The sequence below is a fragment of the Chthoniobacterales bacterium genome (genome assembly GCA_039930045.1).
In the GTDB taxonomy this organism is placed as follows: Bacteria; Verrucomicrobiota; Verrucomicrobiia; order Chthoniobacterales; family DASVRZ01; genus DASVRZ01.
In genome coordinates, this window is the sequence record JBDSQB010000010.1 from 144,049 (window position 1) to 161,135 (window position 17,087).

At 57.4% G+C, this 17,087-nt stretch carries 16 protein-coding genes and 1 riboswitch; of the genes, 9 read left to right on the forward strand and 7 right to left on the reverse strand.

Going from position 1 to position 17,087, the window contains the following annotated elements:
* Positions 1–38: 38 nt before the first annotated feature.
* The 3 genes from ABIT76_08475 to ABIT76_08485 all read left to right on the forward strand — a co-directional run bounded on the left by ABIT76_08475 (position 39) and on the right by ABIT76_08485 (position 4,683).
* Entirely contained in the window at positions 39–1,244 is a 1,206-nt protein-coding gene (locus ABIT76_08475; GenBank protein ID MEO7933176.1) for a hypothetical protein, read from the forward strand.
* A gap of 39 nt (positions 1,245–1,283) precedes the next feature.
* Positions 1,284–1,399: riboswitch (TPP riboswitch) on the forward strand.
* A gap of 76 nt (positions 1,400–1,475) precedes the next feature.
* A complete protein-coding gene (gene thiC / locus ABIT76_08480) occupies positions 1,476–3,476 on the forward strand; it encodes a phosphomethylpyrimidine synthase ThiC (GenBank protein ID MEO7933177.1) in 2,001 nt (666 codons plus the stop codon).
* A gap of 22 nt (positions 3,477–3,498) precedes the next feature.
* Positions 3,499–4,683 (forward strand): DUF262 domain-containing protein, encoded by a 1,185-nt coding sequence (locus ABIT76_08485; protein ID MEO7933178.1) that lies wholly within the window; start codon positions 3,499–3,501, stop codon positions 4,681–4,683.
* A gap of 970 nt (positions 4,684–5,653) precedes the next feature.
* On the opposite strand, the gene ABIT76_08490 is transcribed toward ABIT76_08485, so the two are convergent.
* Both ABIT76_08490 and ABIT76_08495 read right to left on the reverse strand, forming a co-directional pair.
* The gene (locus tag ABIT76_08490; GenBank protein ID MEO7933179.1) at positions 5,654–6,184 is read right to left on the reverse strand and encodes a transposase; all 531 of its coding nucleotides are present in this window, start codon (positions 6,182–6,184) and stop codon (positions 5,654–5,656) included.
* A gap of 195 nt (positions 6,185–6,379) precedes the next feature.
* Positions 6,380–7,090: a hypothetical protein gene (locus ABIT76_08495; GenBank protein MEO7933180.1), complete on the reverse strand. Its 711-nt coding sequence runs from the start codon at positions 7,088–7,090 to the stop codon at positions 6,380–6,382.
* A gap of 512 nt (positions 7,091–7,602) precedes the next feature.
* Between ABIT76_08495 and ABIT76_08500 the strand changes: the two genes are divergently transcribed.
* Together ABIT76_08500 and ABIT76_08505 are read left to right on the forward strand one after the other, a co-directional pair.
* Positions 7,603–7,914 (forward strand): helix-turn-helix domain-containing protein, encoded by a 312-nt coding sequence (locus tag ABIT76_08500; protein MEO7933181.1) that lies wholly within the window; start codon positions 7,603–7,605, stop codon positions 7,912–7,914.
* A 25-nt stretch (positions 7,915–7,939) separates the two neighbouring features.
* Positions 7,940–8,389: an SRPBCC family protein gene (locus ABIT76_08505; protein MEO7933182.1), complete on the forward strand. Its 450-nt coding sequence runs from the start codon at positions 7,940–7,942 to the stop codon at positions 8,387–8,389.
* An 85-nt stretch (positions 8,390–8,474) separates the two neighbouring features.
* Here the strand turns inward: ABIT76_08505 and ABIT76_08510 are convergent, their stop codons facing one another.
* On the reverse strand, positions 8,475–8,930 hold the full coding sequence (locus tag ABIT76_08510; protein MEO7933183.1) for an SRPBCC family protein: 456 nt from the start codon (positions 8,928–8,930) through the stop codon (positions 8,475–8,477).
* An 81-nt stretch (positions 8,931–9,011) separates the two neighbouring features.
* On the opposite strand from ABIT76_08510, the gene ABIT76_08515 reads away from it, so the two are divergent.
* Both ABIT76_08515 and ABIT76_08520 read left to right on the forward strand, forming a co-directional pair.
* Positions 9,012–9,488: an SRPBCC family protein gene (locus tag ABIT76_08515; GenBank protein ID MEO7933184.1), complete on the forward strand. Its 477-nt coding sequence runs from the start codon at positions 9,012–9,014 to the stop codon at positions 9,486–9,488.
* A gap of 207 nt (positions 9,489–9,695) precedes the next feature.
* The gene (locus ABIT76_08520) at positions 9,696–10,262 is read left to right on the forward strand and encodes a DUF4256 domain-containing protein (protein MEO7933185.1); all 567 of its coding nucleotides are present in this window, start codon (positions 9,696–9,698) and stop codon (positions 10,260–10,262) included.
* Between the two features lie 99 nt (positions 10,263–10,361).
* Here ABIT76_08520 and ABIT76_08525 read toward each other — a convergent pair whose 3' ends face one another.
* The 4 genes from ABIT76_08525 to ABIT76_08540 all read right to left on the reverse strand — a co-directional run bounded on the left by ABIT76_08525 (position 10,362) and on the right by ABIT76_08540 (position 13,023).
* Positions 10,362–11,120, reverse strand: coding sequence for a DUF2231 domain-containing protein (locus ABIT76_08525; protein MEO7933186.1), 759 nt, complete (start codon positions 11,118–11,120; stop codon positions 10,362–10,364).
* Positions 11,121–11,220: 100 nt separating this feature from the next.
* On the reverse strand, positions 11,221–11,736 hold the full coding sequence (locus ABIT76_08530) for a cytochrome b562 (GenBank protein ID MEO7933187.1): 516 nt from the start codon (positions 11,734–11,736) through the stop codon (positions 11,221–11,223).
* An 82-nt stretch (positions 11,737–11,818) separates the two neighbouring features.
* Positions 11,819–12,274, reverse strand: coding sequence for a glutathione peroxidase (locus tag ABIT76_08535; protein ID MEO7933188.1), 456 nt, complete (start codon positions 12,272–12,274; stop codon positions 11,819–11,821).
* Between the two features lie 212 nt (positions 12,275–12,486).
* Entirely contained in the window at positions 12,487–13,023 is a 537-nt protein-coding gene (locus tag ABIT76_08540; protein ID MEO7933189.1) for a pyridoxamine 5'-phosphate oxidase family protein, read from the reverse strand.
* A 74-nt stretch (positions 13,024–13,097) separates the two neighbouring features.
* Here ABIT76_08540 and ABIT76_08545 point away from each other — a divergent pair, with 74 nt between their 5' ends.
* The gene (locus ABIT76_08545; GenBank protein MEO7933190.1) at positions 13,098–13,472 is read left to right on the forward strand and encodes a CoA-binding protein; all 375 of its coding nucleotides are present in this window, start codon (positions 13,098–13,100) and stop codon (positions 13,470–13,472) included.
* A 102-nt stretch (positions 13,473–13,574) separates the two neighbouring features.
* On the forward strand, positions 13,575–17,081 hold the full coding sequence (locus ABIT76_08550) for a PAS domain S-box protein (protein ID MEO7933191.1): 3,507 nt from the start codon (positions 13,575–13,577) through the stop codon (positions 17,079–17,081).
* Positions 17,082–17,087 lie beyond the last annotated feature (6 nt).

A 17,087-nucleotide genomic window follows, 5' to 3' on the forward strand; every position in this document is an offset into this window, starting at 1 on the left:
CCTAAGTTTTGCAGAAGGAAACCGTTATCTTTGGAACAATGAAAACACTCGCACTGCTGCTTATCCTGGGAATCACGACCGCGCGTGCGCAGACCTGCACGGTGCACGAGTGGGGGACGTTTACGACGGTGTCGGGCTCGGATGGCACGCTGCTCCCCGGCCTGCAACGCGAGGAGGAAGGCCTGCCGCCGTTTGTGGAGTCGCATGAGGGCATGGAAAATTGGGGGAACACCCCGAGCAATGCCGATGGGCATTTTAGCGTCGGCAAAGGCTGGCTGCGGCCACTGAAGAACGTGACCGTGAAAATGGAGACGCCGGTGATTTATTTCTACACCGATCAGGAGTTTCAGGCCCATGTCGAGGTGGATTTCCACGGCGGCTCGATCAGCCAATGGTATCCCAGTCGCAGCGGCGGCGAGACGCCTCCCGGAGAAACCGCGAACGCCGTGGCCAATGCATTTCGCATCGGAGGGGCCGGTGTGAGTCATCTCTTGGGCGACATCGATTTCGCCCAAAAATACGAGGGTTCCATCCATTGGGACATCGCAGTCACGCCTCCCGCTGAATCGGATGGAAGTCGCATCTTTCGTGGCAGCGAGACTCCCAACTGGCTCTTCCCTCGCCAGACCGATTCGGCGCTCGTCACCGCGAAGAACGGCACGGCGGACAAGTTTCTCTTCTATCGCGGCGTCGGCAATTTCGAGTTGCCCGTGGTTTTCAAAATGGAAAAAGACCGCGTCCTCACCATCCAGAATCGCGGCGAAACCGCCATTCCGCGCCTCTTCATTTACGAACTCGACGACGGCATGTCCGCCCGTTTCCAACTCCTCGACGCGCTGCCCGCTGGCCAGGCGACTTCCATTGATCTCGAAAAACTCACTGCCACCGGCCAGTGGCAAAAGCCTGTTTACAACACCCTCGCCGAAGCCCTCCGCGACGCCGGACTTTACCGCAAGGAAGCCGACGCCATGCTGCAAACCTGGTGGCAAAGTTACTTCCAGAAGCCCGGACTGCGCGTCTTCTGGATCGTGCCCGGCGCCTTTACCGAGTCCATTCTCCCGCTGCGCATCCAGCCCGCTCCGAAAACGATCACGCGCGTGCTCGTCGGTCGCGCGGAGATTCTCACACCCGAGTTTGAGCGCAATCTGGTGAAACAAAAATCCGACCCCAATCTTTATTTCTGGAAAAACGACCGCTACCTCGACGCCTACGTCGAGCGCGTCCGCCAGCTCACCGGCAAGTGAAGGCGCATTGACTCTCAGCTGGCTTCCGGTATCGTCGCACTCGACAAGCAGGGGAGCCCACGAGCTGAGAGTTTCGCCGTCAGCAATGGCCGAGCGAAAGACCCTTTGAACCTGATGCGGTTAACCCCGTCGAAGGGAGCGGAATTTTTTCAACGGAGTTCCATTTCAATCTCTCAGCCGTGACGCATCACCAGCGCACGGTTTTTTTCATTTCCACGCCATCTCACTCCTATGAACAACGACGCCACCACACTTAGCGCCCCGATTCCCCACAGCTCCGACGTTCTGCCCGCCAGCCGCAAAGTCTTTGTTTCAGGCGAGTTGCATCCCGATGTGCGCGTCCCGATGCGGGAAATTTCGCTCGCGTCCACGAAGGACTTCAATGGCCGCGTCGTGGAAAATGAACCCGTCCGCGTTTACGACACCAGCGGCCCGTGGGGCGATCCCGACGTCGCCTGCGATTCCAGCCATGGCCTCCCGCCACTCCGCGACAAATGGATCCGCGACCGCGGCGATGTCGAAGTCGTCGCCGGCCGCAGCGTCCTCCCCATGGACGATGGCTACCTTAGCGGCAAACACGCCGAATTCGCCAGCCAGGCCGAACGCAACCGCCTCGTCGAATTCCCCGGCCTCAAACGCGAAACCCTCCGCGCCAAGCCCGGCAAAACCGTCACCCAATACGCCTACGCCAAAGCCGGCATCATCACGCCGGAAATGGAATTCATCGCCATCCGCGAAAACCAAAAAACCATTTCGAACTTAGGATTTAACATTTCCGATTTCAGTCAGGACAACAACCGCACCGACCTCCAAAAACAGCACATAGGCTCCGCCCAACTCATAAATCAGAATTCAGAAATCAGAAATGATTACACGCCGAGCGTGTTCTCCCGCTTTCCCCAACGCATCCCTGCCGAAATCACCCCCGAATTCGTCCGCTCCGAAGTCGCCGCTGGCCGGGCCATCATCCCCAACAACATCAACCACCCCGAGTCCGAGCCCATGATCATCGGGCGCAACTTCCTCGTCAAAATCAACGCCAACATCGGCAACTCCGCCGTCGCGTCCTCCATCGAGGAGGAAGTCGAGAAAATGCGCTGGGCCACAAAATGGGGCGCCGACACCGTCATGGACCTCTCCACCGGCAAAAACATCCACGCCACCCGCGAATGGATCCTCCGCAACTCCCCCGTCCCCATCGGCACCGTCCCCATCTATCAAGCCCTCGAAAAAGTGAACGGCAAAGCCGAAGACCTCACTTGGGAAATCTTCCGCGACACCCTCATCGAGCAAGCCGAGCAAGGAGTCGATTACTTCACCATCCACGCCGGCGTCCTCCTCCGCTTCATCCCCTGGACCGCCTCCCGCATGACCGGCATCGTCTCCCGCGGCGGCTCCATCATGGCGAAATGGTGCCTCTCGCATCATCAGGAAAACTTCCTCTACACCCATTGGGACGACATTTGCGACATCTGCGCCGCCTACGACGTCGCCTTCTCCATCGGTGACGGCCTCCGCCCCGGCTCCATCGCCGACGCCAATGACAAAGCCCAATTCGGCGAACTTCAGGTCCAGGGCGAACTTACCGAACGCGCCTGGGCCAAAGGCGTGCAAGTCATGAACGAAGGCCCCGGCCACGTCCCCATGCACATGATCGAGGAAAACATGGCCAAGCAACTCGAATGGTGCCACGAAGCGCCGTTCTACACCCTCGGGCCGCTCACCACCGACATCGCCCCCGGCTACGACCACATCACCAGCGGCATCGGCGCCGCCATGATCGGCTGGTATGGATGCGCCATGCTCTGCTACGTCACCCCCAAGGAACACCTCGGGCTGCCCAACAAAAAAGACGTCAAAGACGGCGTCATCACCTACAAAATCGCCGCCCATGCCGCTGATCTCGCCAAAGGCCACCCCGGCGCCCAATACCGCGACAACGCTCTCAGCAAAGCGAGATTCGAGTTCCGTTGGGAAGACCAATTCAACCTCGCCCTCGACCCCATCACCGCCCGCGAATACCACGACGAAACCCTTCCGCAAGAAGGAGCCAAAAGCGCCCACTTCTGCAGCATGTGCGGCCCCCACTTCTGTTCCATGAAAATCACCGAGGACGTGAGAAAATACGCCGCCGAACAACAAATCAGCGAAGAAGAAGCCGTCGCCAAAGGCCTCGCTGAGAAATCAGCCGAGTTCCATGCCAATGGCGCCGAGCTTTACGCGAAAGCATAAGCCACTTAAATCATCATCTCTAATGGAAGACTTCGGCGCGGAATCTATAGACTCTAACTACGGGGCAGAGGACGAATCCGACCTCAATCCGCTGAGGCGAATCGATGTCTCTTCGGTTTCAGTGTCAGGGACAGATTGGACTACAGAGACGCTTCTAAGTCAGATGGACAAAGGAAACATTGAACTTAACCCGCGATTTCAGCGCCGGGATGCTTGGGAACAAACCCGTAAGAGCCTCTTCATCGAATCCCTAATCTTGGGACTTCCCGTCCCTCAGATTGTATTAGCAGAAAGAAGCGATGCTAGAGGAAAATATATTGTGTTGGATGGTAAGCAACGTCTTCTGTGTTTACGGCAATTTACGGCGACGGACCCAAAATCAGAGTTCCGTTCGTTCAAGTTGAAAGGATTAGAAATTCGGCCTGACCTTGAAGGTAGGGGCTTTAGCGATTTTCAATCCGATTTTGAATTCCAAGCGGACCTTACCGCTTTCGAAAATCAGTCAATTCGCACGGTAGTAGTGCGAAACTGGCGGTCCGAGGCCCTTTTATTCCACGTGTTCCTTCGATTAAACAGAGGAAGCAAGCCGCTATCCCCGCAAGAACTTCGTCAAGCTCTCCATCCTGGTCCATTTTTGGACTTTGCTGATGAAAGCTCCACTGCCAGTCGGGCAATTCGGGGTATTTTGCGACTTAGTGAACCAGACTTCCGCATGCGCGATGTTGAACTCATTATCCGTTTCTTCAGTTTCAAACATCGTCTCAGCTATTACCGCGGAAACTTGAAAGACTTCCTTGATCAATCGTGCAAGGAATTCAACGAAAATTGGGCCGCGTTGTGTGATCGGTTCTCTTCGGAAATGGAAGATTTGGAATCCGCACATGCATTTTCAAAGACGATTTTCGGTCGAGACTTTAACTACAGCAAGTGGACTGGAAGTGGTTATGAAAGGCGCTTCAACCGTGCGGTTTTCGACGTTGTCATAGCCGCTCTCACGGATCCTTTATTACGCTCCGCGATTGAGGCGGATATCGAGAAAGCGAAGGTTACGTATCAAGCGCTTTGCGAACAGGATCCTAGGTTTATCGAATCGATCGAGCGGACTACAAAGAGCTTGGAATCGACGCGCTACCGCTTCAACTCTTTTTATGGTCGCTTGGCAGAAGCCTACCAAATTGACGTCCAACCGCCGGCAGTAGGTGCTTGAGTTGTTGTGTTGATGAGCCCGGATTACCACGGCCTTTGTAAGCGCCTGTCTGCGTTGCGACGGCATCTGCTCCCTCAGATCAGTCCAACTGGTGCATACACTGACTCTGAGTCTGACAGAACTCGTGCTTTTATTGCGCTATCTCATGCTGAAATTGAGTCTTTTATTGAGATCCGATGCACAAATGTTGCGAACGCGGCAAAGACCAACTGGTTTACGCACCGCCGTGTAAACGGAATTATCTTCTCGCTCTACACAATCTGCTATTCCGGCTGGGCGGAGCTACAAGGCGATTTCAGAGATCTTCCAAAACTTGAAACTAAGGCAGACATCGAAAAGCGGATAGTGTCGTGTCTAGACCAATATAAGCACGTCATCAGTAGCAACCATGGAATCAGGGAGCCGTATCTACGGAAGTTATTGGTCCCTCTATCAATTCGAATGTCGGACCTCGATGCAAACTGGGTGCTTGAGATGACGAATTTTGGTGGGTTGCGAGGGCAGATTGCTCACATGAGTGGTAAGGCGAATCAGCCTCCCGATCCCGAGGCATTCGATAAACTGATCCGAAAAGTTTTGCTCCCCGGTTTGAAGGCTCTTGATCAGAGACTTTCGAGTCTCGTTGGCGCTGCCACCCCGCCACTTCAGCGAAATGGCGCGTGGCATCGCATAAAATGTGCGCTGCAATTAATCCGCACCGGCTACCCATAGGCTCAGCGGGGGACATTATATCCCTCGTTTCCAAGCTCTGGCTTGGGGACGCGGTTGTTTTTGAAGCTCCGGCTTCATGGACGTTATTTGCAAGCTTGGCCATCGACTTCACGCTGGGCCAGTGCCGAGTGAGGAGTAAGGTTGTTGTGTAAGTCACGCTGACGAAGCTGGAGCTTCGGGGACAAGTGCGTTACTAAGCTGGAGCTTAGTAACGAGGGGGCGAAGAGGCAGTGAGCAAGCGGTGTCCGGCTTCCCTCAACTAACGCCAGTCATCGCATTGCAGGAGCGGTTGCGCTCCGGGCAGCCAGGCGTGGGCGGAGGAATAACGCCAATGCTCCGGCGCGACGACCATGCCGCGCTTGACCGGGTTATTGTGAATGTAATCTAGCTTTTGCAGCATCACTTCGTCCGTGTGGATCGACTGCGGATGCGAGCCTTCTTGCCAGATTTGATGCTCGCCCGTTTTATGTGCCGCCCGGTAGTAGCGAAGTTGATTGAGCAGCCACTCGCGATTTTCACGACCGAGCTGCTGGATGATTTTCGAGGCAGTGAAGCTTTTGAAATCGCGCAAGACGGCGGAAAGATCGGGCGCGGCGAGAATGGCGTGAAGGTGGTTATCTAGAATGACCCATGCGTAGATCCGAAGCTCTTTTTGTTTCTGACAAAAAGCGAGAGATTGGACGATGAGATCGCAACAAGCGGCAGAGTTAAAAACGGGGAGCCATTCGACGATGGTACAGGTAATGAAGTGAGCGCGATTCGGTTCGTTGATCTGGTAACGGCTCCGCATGGCGGATGCTGCTGGAACTAAGTGGAAGAGGCAAGGCTGCTGTGCAGGGCACGCTAACGAAGCTGGAGCTTGGTAACGAGGAAAGCGCATGGTTCGTTGGACCATGCGCTTTCTAGTTTTTCAGTTGTTACCCTGAAGGGGCCGAGCCTACTACCAGCGGGCAGGACGAGGACGAAACTCAATCTACTACATCGCCTAAGAAGTTGGCTGAGTGGGGTTGGTCGCTGGTTTCTCCCGCTTCGCGGCGCGGGCGATGTGGCTGGCGCTTTTCCAGGCGCGGAGTTTGTCGGGGTTGCGGGTGTATTTGTTGTTCATGATGGCGTCGAGGTAGTTGACCTCTTTCATGCCTTCGCGGATGAGACGTCCGACGGCTCCGGTGTTTTCCACGCCTTCGATGTCGTCGCTCTCGACTTCATCTTTCGCACCGTCGATGGCGGCACGGTCGTCCATCAAGTTTTGCACAAAGTCGGCGGGGAGTTCGTGGTCGATGAATTTCGCGGCCAGGGCGGTTTTGGCGGCGAGTTCCGCTGGGGTGTCCACGGCTGGAAACACGGCGGGGGCGAGTTTCTTCAGGTAGGCGTCGGCGGTGGTGATGAGGTCGCGCTGGCTGCCGGTGGCGGGGTAGGGGAAGTGGTCGGCGAAACCGGGTTCGTCTTGATCGATGGCATCGGCGGTGCGGGCGATGTTTCGGACGTCGAGCCGCAGGCCATCGATGCGGACGGAATGGGCGGTGACTCCGCCGCCGAGTTGCCCGGCTTTGGCGAGGTCGAGTTCTTTGATGATGCGGGCGATGTTGGCGAAATGGCCGAGGGCTTTGCTGCCGGGGGCGAAGTCGCCGGAGTTATCGATGCCGAAGGTGGCAGCGCGGCCAAACATGTCGTAGCGGGCGGTTTCTCGATCGTTCATAAGGATTGGATTTTGAGGTGGTGGTTGCGGGTTAATGACACGGGAGGGAAGTCTATTGGCGCGTTGAATCCGGAAACAAGCCTAAAAAAGGTGTTTAATGATCACTCACGAGAAAAGTCTCTCCTGACACGGGCGAAGGCTCGATTGACACGGGAAATGGCCGTTTGATACACGCGCAGCCTCGATTGACACCGGAAATGGCTGATTTTGCACCGGTTCAGGCGGATGTGACACGCGTTTAGGGTCGATTTGCACGCGAACATGGGCGGCTTACACCGGAAAATGGGGAGCTCGCACACGAAAATGGGAGTCGTACACACGTTCAGGCCGTGCTGGCACAGGCGAACGCCGGATTTGCAGACGAAAACGCCGGGCACGCACTGACGTAGAGGCGGTTGTCACGCGGAAATGTGGGGTTTACACAGGCGAATCTGGGATGTGCACGGAAAAATGCCGTTCTGAAGCCGACATAGAGTCTTGACATGCAACCGAATGGTTGCATAATGATGGCGATGGATGCAGTTTTTCGCGCCCTGGCTGATGCGAGTCGGCGGAAGTTGCTGGATGCGTTGCACGCTGAGAACGGTCAGACGTTGTCGGAGTTGTGCGCGCACCTGGCGATGACGCGACAGGCGGTGACGAAGCATTTGGCTCTTCTCGAAGAGGCCAATCTCGTCGCAGTCGTCTGGCGCGGGCGCGAGAAGCTGCATTTCCTAAATCCGGTGCCGTTGCACGAGATCTACGAGCGCTGGATTGCCAAGTATGAACGCGATCGCCTCCAGGCGCTCAGCGATCTGAAAAAGGGTCTCGAAGAAAACAGTTAGTTCAAACACACAACTCATCAATCGTATGGAAAAAAGCACATTCGTTTACGTCACCTTCATTCGCACCACGCCCGAGAAGCTCTGGGCGAAACTCACCGAGACCGAGATTCCGCGGGAGTTTTTCTGGGCCACGACCTTGCACGGAGAGATTCGGGCCGGGGCGAAATGGCACAGCACCGCGCCAGACGGCACCGTGGTCGATGGCGGGGAAATCCTCGAACTCGACCCTCCGAAACGGCTCGTCCTAAGCTGGCAGCACGAGATGCAGGAGGAAAAGAAGGCCGAGGGCGTGTCGCGGATGACTTACACGCTGGAGCCGAAGGAGGGCATGGTGAAATTGACCGTGCTGCACGAGATGGATCGCGGTCAGTCGAAATTCATCGAGGCGGTGTCGAATGGCTGGCCGGTGATTTTGTCGAGTCTGAAGACGCTGCTGGAGACCGGCGAGGCGCTGGAAGACACGCGGACCTGGTAAGGCGCATCGCAACAACCGGCGGAGGAATCGCCGCAGAGTCGGATGGAAGTCGAATGGCTTTTTTCCGCACTCTGCGGCTCGCCGATCAGACTTGATCGGGAATCTCGGGCTCGACGAGTTGGGCGAGGAGTTCGAGCGATTCCTGCCAGCCCATATAGCAGGCGGGAGCGGGGATGATGGCCGGGACGCCCTCTTGAGTGATGTGCAACTCGGTGCCGCAGAAGACTTCCGTGAGTTCGACCGTGATGTGCATTTCTCCGGGGAGATTGGGGTCCTCGAATTTGTCGGTGTAGCGGAGGCGTTCGTTGGGCACGATCTCGGTGTAGGTGCCGCCGAAGTGGTGGCTGGAGCCGGTGGTGAAGTTGGTGAACGACATGCGGTAGGTGCCGCCGACGCGGGCGTCGAGGTGATGCACTTTGCCCGTAAAACCGTGGGGCGGGAGCCATTTGGCCTTGGCGTCCGGATCGAGAAAGGCGCGATAGACGCGCTCGGGTTTGGCGCGAAGGACTCGGTGCAGGCGGATGGTGTGGGTGTCGCTCATGGTCGGAATATGAGTGAAAGAAATGATTTTTTCAGGGCTTTTCTTTTGCGCAACGGCGAAAGTTTTGGCGATGCTAACGCGATGAAAACAGTGAGCCATCTGGACAACTCCACGGATGAGCCAATCGAGTGTCAGCTCGTGAGTTACCGGGTGTTGAATGCCTCACGACAGAGGGTTTTCCGCGCGTTTGCCGAACCAGAGCACCTTGCGCGCTGGTGGGGACCAAATGGATTCCGCAGCACGCTCCACCGCTTTGAGTTCCGGCCCGGTGGCCGCTGGGAACTGACGCTGCATGGACCGGACGGCACGGATTACAAGAACGAGTATTTCGCAGTCGAGATCGTCGAGCCGGAGCGGATCGTGATCAATCATCCCGATCCGGCGCATGAGTTCCAGCTCATCGTCACACTGGCAGAGGAAGGCGAACACCAGACGCGACTGAAGTGGCGCCAAGTCTTCGCTTCGAGCGAACACTTTGGAGAGATTCAGTCATTCGTCACTGAAGCCAACGAACAGGTTCTGGATCGACTGGAAGCCGAAGTGGCCGTGATTCCGTAATCGCCAAACTTGTAACTGCAATGGGCGAGCAGTTGAAACTTCAGGAAGCGCAGAATCCCGAGCTCGCCGAGTTGAAGCGCGATGTGACTCCTGAGAAAGTGCTGGATACCATCGCGCGTCCCGCCTGCTAGCGGCGCGTGCTGGATTTTTTTCCCAAGGTCGCCGCTTGAGCTTTACGACAGCCGGGCAGAGGAGCGATGCTGGGGTATGCCCACCAAGAAAAATGAGTTGTCGCCCCAGCAACGTGAGGGGTTGTTTCGGGTGTTAAAAGCCCGGTTTGAGAAACATGTGAGTCGTCATCCCAGTGTGGAATGGGCGAAAGTCCAATCACGGCTCGAAGCGAGTCCCGAGAAGCTGTGGTCGCTCTTGGAAATGGAAAAAACCGGTGGAGAGCCCGATGTGGTGAGTCAGGATGCGCAGACGGGGGAAGTCGTTTTCAACGATTGCTCGTCGGAAACTCCGAAAGGTCGCGTGAGTGTTTGTTACGACCGTGCCGGGCTGGAATCGAGGAAGGAGCATCGACCCGCCAACACCGCGATCGACATGGCGACGGAGATGGGCATCGAGCTGCTCACCGAGGAGGAATACCTGGAACTGCAAAAGCTGGGCGAGTTTGACTTAAAGACTTCGAGCTGGGTGAAAACGCCGGACAATATCCGTCAACTCGGCGGCGCGCTGTATTGCGACTGCCGTTACGGACGGGTCTTCACAGGGCACAACGGCGCGCAGTCTTACTACGCCGCCCGGGCCTTTCGCGGCTCGCTGCGGGTCTGACCGTTTAGAGGAGAGGGTGCCGTTCCCTCGTCAGGCTGCATATATTGCATTGGAACTCGCGCCACTGACACGCAGCTCTTGGCGGAGAGCCATCTTCCTTTACCAATTGAAGTGCTGAATGCCATAAACCAGCGCAGCTCCGAAGTAGCCGGTGAAGCTGACGAGAAGGATGCCTGCGACGAGGGTGGTGCGGAATGAATAGCGCCAGAGCCGGGGTTGACCCACCTTGTGCGCCATTTCGGAGATGATGGCGAGGCCAACAGCCCAAACGGCGGTGCCGGTCCCGAGCCAGCGGTGCCATTCCATGATGTGCGCCAGTTCGCCTGTATGCGGCGAGGCGTTGCACCAGCCGAGGAGCGCGGTGAGGACGGCGCTGATCGCTCCAAGCATGACGCAGAAGCGGACGGTGGATTTCCAGTTGGGTTTGCGCGTGCGTTTCCACATCACCTCAGCCGGAAAGGCGGCAATGAGGAGCGCAATGGGGAAATGCGCGGAGGGCGGATGAAACTGACCAAGCGCGCGGATGAGGCGCGGGATGAGAGGAAGATCGGTGCGTCCGCGTGGCGGAGTTTTCTGAGCGGAGTTTGGGAGCGGACTGGCCTGGGCACCGGCGTCGATCCAGCGTTTGACGGTGTCTTTCTCCTGCGTGGTTAGCGGGGGAACTGTCGCGTCATCGCCTGGCATTTCTTCATTCTCCACCATCAGATAAAGATCGGAGTCCTCCGCGTTGCCACGAGTCACCCAATCGGGGTTCGCGGCGACTCGAGCCAGGTCGAGAACGTAGCCAAAGTCGCCTTTGGGCCGGGCCGTGGCGCTATCGTGGCATTCAATGCATTTGGCGGCGAAAATCTGCCGCACATCACGCTCCAAATCCGGTGTGTTTTCCCCGTCGGTACTTGCGACGGGAAGAACTGCCAGCCACAACAAGCCGAGCAGGGCAATAACGGGGAGGCGAAGGTTAATGGACTTCCTCCGGACCGGGGCCGTGCGGACGGTCGCCGCCGGGGCCACCCTTTTTGACTCCCAAATCCTTGTGACCGCTCTTCTTCACGTCGTTTAGCTTGTCGAGTTGCGCCTTGATGGCCACCGCGTCACCCGCTGTGATCAACTCTTTGAGTGTGGTCAACTCAGTGGAAAGCGTGTCCATATCTTTGTGGTAGATCTCCAGCGCTTTTGCTTGGTCCGCTTCCGGTAATTTGGCAACTTGGGAAGGAATCATTGTCTTGGCAGCCTCAGAGTTTGCCAGCATTTCCGAGACGAGTTTCAGGGAACTCTCCTTTTGCGCGGCATCGGAATATTGGCGGCTGAGTTTGCGCATATTCCGGTTGAGAGCCTCCATCTCTTTGTGTAACGGGGAGTCGTCATGTTTCTCACCATGTCCGGCAGGAGGCGCGCTCGGAGGCAGGGCTTCTTGAGCTGATAGAAGCGGGAGAAAGGCCAGGGCCAGAACGACGGGAAGGCAGATTTTTTTCATAGATGGTGCGGCGGTAAGACGAAAGGGGGAACCCGGCACCGGTGGCAGAGCTGCTTTCAAAAATGAGGTTTGTGACTGCCCTTTACTTCAACGCTCCCTCGATAGCGCTGACTAGAGCCGGATCCTCGGGTTGCATCTTCGGCTCGAAACGCGCGAGGACTTCGCCGTCTTTGCTGATGAGAAATTTACCGAAGTTCCATTTCACTTCTCCGGGGAATTTCGCGCTGCTGTTGGTCAGGGCGGCGTAGAGCGGAGTCTGGTCTGGACCTTTGACGTGGATTTTGTCGAGAATGGGGAAGGTGACGCCGTATTTCACGCTGCAAAACTCCCGGATTTCACCCGTGCTGCCGGGCTCCTGATTGCCGAAGTCGTTGCAAGGGAAGCCGAGGACGACGAGACCTTGCGGCTGGTAGGTTTTCGCGAGTTTTTCGAGACCCGTGTATTGCGGAGTGTTGCCGCAACGCGAGGCTACGTTGACCACGAGCCAGGCCTTGCCCTTGAAGTCGGCGAGCGAGGTCACTTTGCCTTCCATCGTCATGAAAGGGATGTTGGCCACACCCTGCGAATGCGCCACGCGGGTGAGGAGGCAGGCGGCGAGAAGGAACACTAGGGAAAATCTCATATCACCATGAAAGACGTTTTCCGAGCAAAAAGTCAATCGCCGCGAGGACATTCTGAACAGTCCCGCAGAAATAAGCTCCGCTTCAACGTTGCGGAGTGAGTGGAGTTAGGTCGCGATGGCCGTCTTGATTAGACTGAAAGTCGGCCTTCGATGGAGTCGTCAAGCGTCTTTCCAATGGTCGCGCCGATGAGCATCTTGATTCCTGCGACGGCCTGTCCGTGCTTCGTGTCCCAGTAATAACCTTCCGTGGGCGTGACTTTGATGACAGTGATTCGTGGGTCGTCCACGCCGCCGGTGAACCACGTTTTGATGACCGGTTCCCAAAGTTCTTTGATCTTATCGTGGTCGCGCGAAATGCTCGCAGTGCCCTGGATGAGCAGAAAATCCGAATGCGTCGAGCCTTGGAAGTAGAGCCTGACTGAGGGATCGATGGCGACTTCGAGGTTTTTGTGGCTGTCGTCGGCACTCAGAAACCAGAAATTTCCCGAGTCATCGACCTTCTGCACGCTCATTGGGCGCGCCCCGTGGGGTCCATGCGTCGCCTCGGCGGTAACGAAGAAACAAGTCGGCGTTTTTTCGATCAGCTCCTGGATTTTCTCGATGGCTTTCGCGCCGCGGAGGTCTTCGTGATTGTCTTCTGGCTGCTGTTGATTGATGGAGTCCATGTAGTCGATAAATCGTTTGCCGGAGGGCTTGCGGCTGTGTTTGCGGAACGCCATGGAGCGCGGCAGATTTCCTCATGCCCAGCATCGCGATCATTGGAGCCTCAAATGACTCAGGGAAATATGGCCACGCCGCAGTGCTGGCGTTTCTCCAGGCGGGCTGGGTAGTGCATCCGGTGAATCCGAAGGAGCAAGAAGTCGCCGGGTTAAAGGCCTATGCGTCCATCGTGGACGTGCCGCAGCCGGTGGATTGGGTAAGCCTCTATGTGCCACCGACCGTCGGGGAGTCATTGCTGCCCGGGTTGGCGCAAGTGGATGCGAGCGAGGTGTGGTTCAATCCGGGTTCGGCCACATCGGAACTCCTCCGCGGGGCTCAGGAGCAATTAACCGCCAAAGTCGTCTCCGGCTGCACGATTCGTGCGATCGGGATGGACCCGAAGGATTACTTCTAACTCGACTCCTAACTTTTCGGGTGGAATCCGGCTCGCATTTGTGACAGATTGATCACCCCTCTTTGGGGAACTGTTTATGTTTGTTTTTTCCCCAGCCCGGCAATGACTGCGCCCATTTCCCCCGCCGACGAGACGGCCCGGCTGGCGGCTCTGCGCGATTACGACATTCTCGACACGCCACCGGAGTCGAAATATGACGAGATCACCAAGCTGGCGGCGGAAATTTGCGGCACTCCCATCGCCACGATCACCCTCGTGGACGATTCGCGCCAGTGGTTCAAATCCAGAATCGGGTTGGAGATGAATGGCGGACCGCGTGAGCACTCTTTCTGTGCTCATGCCTTGGAGAGCCCTGACTTGCTCATCGTGCAGAAACCATTGGAAGACCCCCGCTTTTCCAACAACCCATACGTGGTGGCGCCCGACGGGATCCGGTTCTATGCCGGAGCGCCGCTGATCACTACGACGGGGCAGATTCTGGGAACTCTGTGCGTGATCGACCGGGTCGAGCGCCAGCTCACGCCGATGCAGGAGCACGCGCTGCAAGTGTTGAGCCGCAACGTGATGACCGAGATGGATTTGCGTCGTCAGATTCGCGAGGAAAAGCGCATGACGGCCCTGCTTCACGAGACGCAGGAGATTGCCAAGATGGGAAGCTGGGAACTCAATCTCGTGACGCAGCAATCCACTTGGTCCATGGAGACGAGCGCTTTGTTTGGCATCGAGCTGAAGGATTTCGGCAGAACGATGGAGGCGTTTCTCGAGTTTGTGCTGCCAGAGGATCGTCATTTGCTGAACCGCGCCGAAATGGGATCTGACTGGGAGGTGGAATTTCGCATTCGCCGACGCGACACTGGCGAGATTCGCTGGATGTCGGCGCGTGGGAAACTCGTCACCGACGAAAATGGGAAACCCCTTCGCCGTCTAGGCAGCGTGATGGACATCACAGAGCGAAAATCTTCCGAGGCCGGGCTGCGTGAGAGCGAGGAACGCTACCGCTGGCTTTTCGAGCACAACCCGCATCCGATGTGGGTCTATGATGTGAATACGCTGCGATTCCTCGCGGTAAACCATATGGCCGTCGCCATGTATGGCTATTCGCAGGAAGAATTTCTCCAGCTCTCTCTCGTCGACATCCGCCCGCCGGAGGATGTGCCTACCCTGTATAAAACATTGGCCGAGTTGGGCTCGGCTCCCTCCCAATCCGGCGTCTGGCGGCATCGGCGCAAGGACGGGAGCGCGATTCAGGTCGAAGTCAGTTCGCTGCAATTGGACTTCCATGGTTCTCCGGCCCGTCTGGTTCTCGCGCTCGATGTAACTGCACGCATCACGGCGTTGAATGCTCTGCAACAAAGCGAAGAGCGTTTCCGCCGCACTTTCCAAAACGCAGCCACTGGGATGGTCATCGCCAGCTTCGACGGGACGTTTCTCGAAACCAACGCCGCCTACCGGCAGATGGTCGACTACAGCGAAACCGAACTGCAATCTCAGGATGTTTTTTCCATCACCGTTCCCGAGGACCGGAAACGCGACGAGAGCTTGATCGCCGATGTGCGGGAAGGCCGCCGCGAGAGCTGCGTTTACGAGAAGCGTTATCTCCGAAAAGATGGCCGCGTCGTCTGGAGCCAGATCAGCCTGTCGGTCATTCGCGATCCGATAAGTCAGGAGTCGAGTTTCATCGCAGTCACGGAGGACATCACCGCGCGCAAGCAGGCCGAGGAGGAGCGCGACCGGTTTTTCAACTACTCGATGGACATGCTCTGCGTGGCCAATTTCGATGGTTGGTTTGAAATCGTGAATCCCGCCTGGACCAGCACGCTCGGCTGGTCGGCGGAGGAACTCACCACCCGTCCCTCGGTGGAATTTGTCCACCCCGAGGACCACGACATCACCCTCGCGACCCGGGAAAAAATCCTCCACGGCGTGCCTGTCCGCGACTTCGAGAATCGCTACCTCTGCAAGGACGGGACCCATCGCTGGCTCTCCTGGAACGTCTATCCCATGCCGGAGTCGCGCCAGGTCTTCGGGGTGGCTCGCGACATTACGCATCGTCATGAGAGCGAGGAGCAAAGAAAACGCGACGGACAGCGACTGAGCGAGCAGGCCGCCCTGCTCGACAGCGCCCAGGAGGCCATTCATGTGAAGGATCTCGCCGGGCGCATCATCTACTGGAACAAAGGTGCCGAACGCACCTACGGCTGGACCTCCGAGGAGGCGATGGGCAAGAATTCCGTGGAGTTGCTCTTCAAGGATCCAACTCAATACGATGCGATTCTCAACGCCATCATTTCCACCGGGGAATGGCGGGGAGAAGTGGCCCAGCGCAGCAAGGATGGCAGTGACCTGACCATGGACGTGCACTGCACCGTCGTTAATGACAGCGAGGGCCGGCCTAAATCCGTTCTCTCCATCGCCACAGACATCACGGAAAAGAAAAAACTCGAAGCCCAGTTCCTGCGCGCCCAGCGGATGGAGAGCATCGGCACGCTGGCGGGCGGCATCGCGCACGACCTCAACAACATGCTGGCCCCCATCATGATGTCGCTGGAAATCCTGAAAATGAAATTCCCCGACAAAGACACCGAGGCATTGCTCAACACCCTGCTCAGCAGCGCCGAGCGCGGCTCCGACCTGGTCAGGCAGGTGCTCTCCTTTGCCCGTGGCGTCGAAGGCCAGCGCGTCGTCGTGGATCTCATTCACATCCTGCGCGACATCCAGAAAATCGCCCGCGAAACGTTCCCTAAGTCGATCACGTGTGAGCTTAATATCGGCCGCGACCTCTGGACGATCACCGGCGACCACACGCAGTTGCACCAAGTCTTTCTCAACCTCTGCGTCAATGCCCGCGACGCCATGCCGCGGGGCGGTCGTCTCTCCATCGACGTGCAAAACGTCCGGCTGGATGAAACTTACGTGTCGATGAACCCCGAGGCGCGGCCCGGCGATTACGTTCGGATCACCGTCGCCGACACGGGCGAGGGCATTCCGCCGGAAGTGCGCGACAAGATTTTTGAGCCGTTTTTCACCACCAAAGTCGTGGGCCAGGGCACCGGGCTCGGGCTTTCCACCAGCATCGGAATCGTCAAAAGCCACGAGGGATTCATCGCGCTCAACAGCCAGTTGGGCGAGGGGACGCAGTTTGAGGTGTATCTCCCGGCAAACACCGTCGCGGCCTCCGCCACCGCCGCGGCATTGCTTCCCAAACCGCTCCCGTGCGGCAACGGCGAATGGATTCTCGTCGTGGACGATGAGCAGATCCTCCGCGAGACCGTGCAGAAGACGCTGGAACATTTCGGCTACCGCACCCTGCTCGCCGCTCACGGCGTCGAGGCGCTTGCGATCTACGCGCAGAACCAACAAAAAATCGACCTGGTCCTCACCGACATGGCCATGCCCGTGATGGACGGCCCGGCCACGATCCTCGCTTTGAAGGCGATCAATCCGGAAGTCAAAGTCATCGGCTCCAGCGGCTTGTCTTCCAATGAACATGTGGCCCAGGAAGTCGGAATGGCCGTTCCCTATTTCGTGCCGAAACCTTACACGGCAGAGACGCTCCTGAAGACCATCCGCCACGCGCTCACCGGGCGGCACCCGGACGAGTTGCAGTGAAATGGA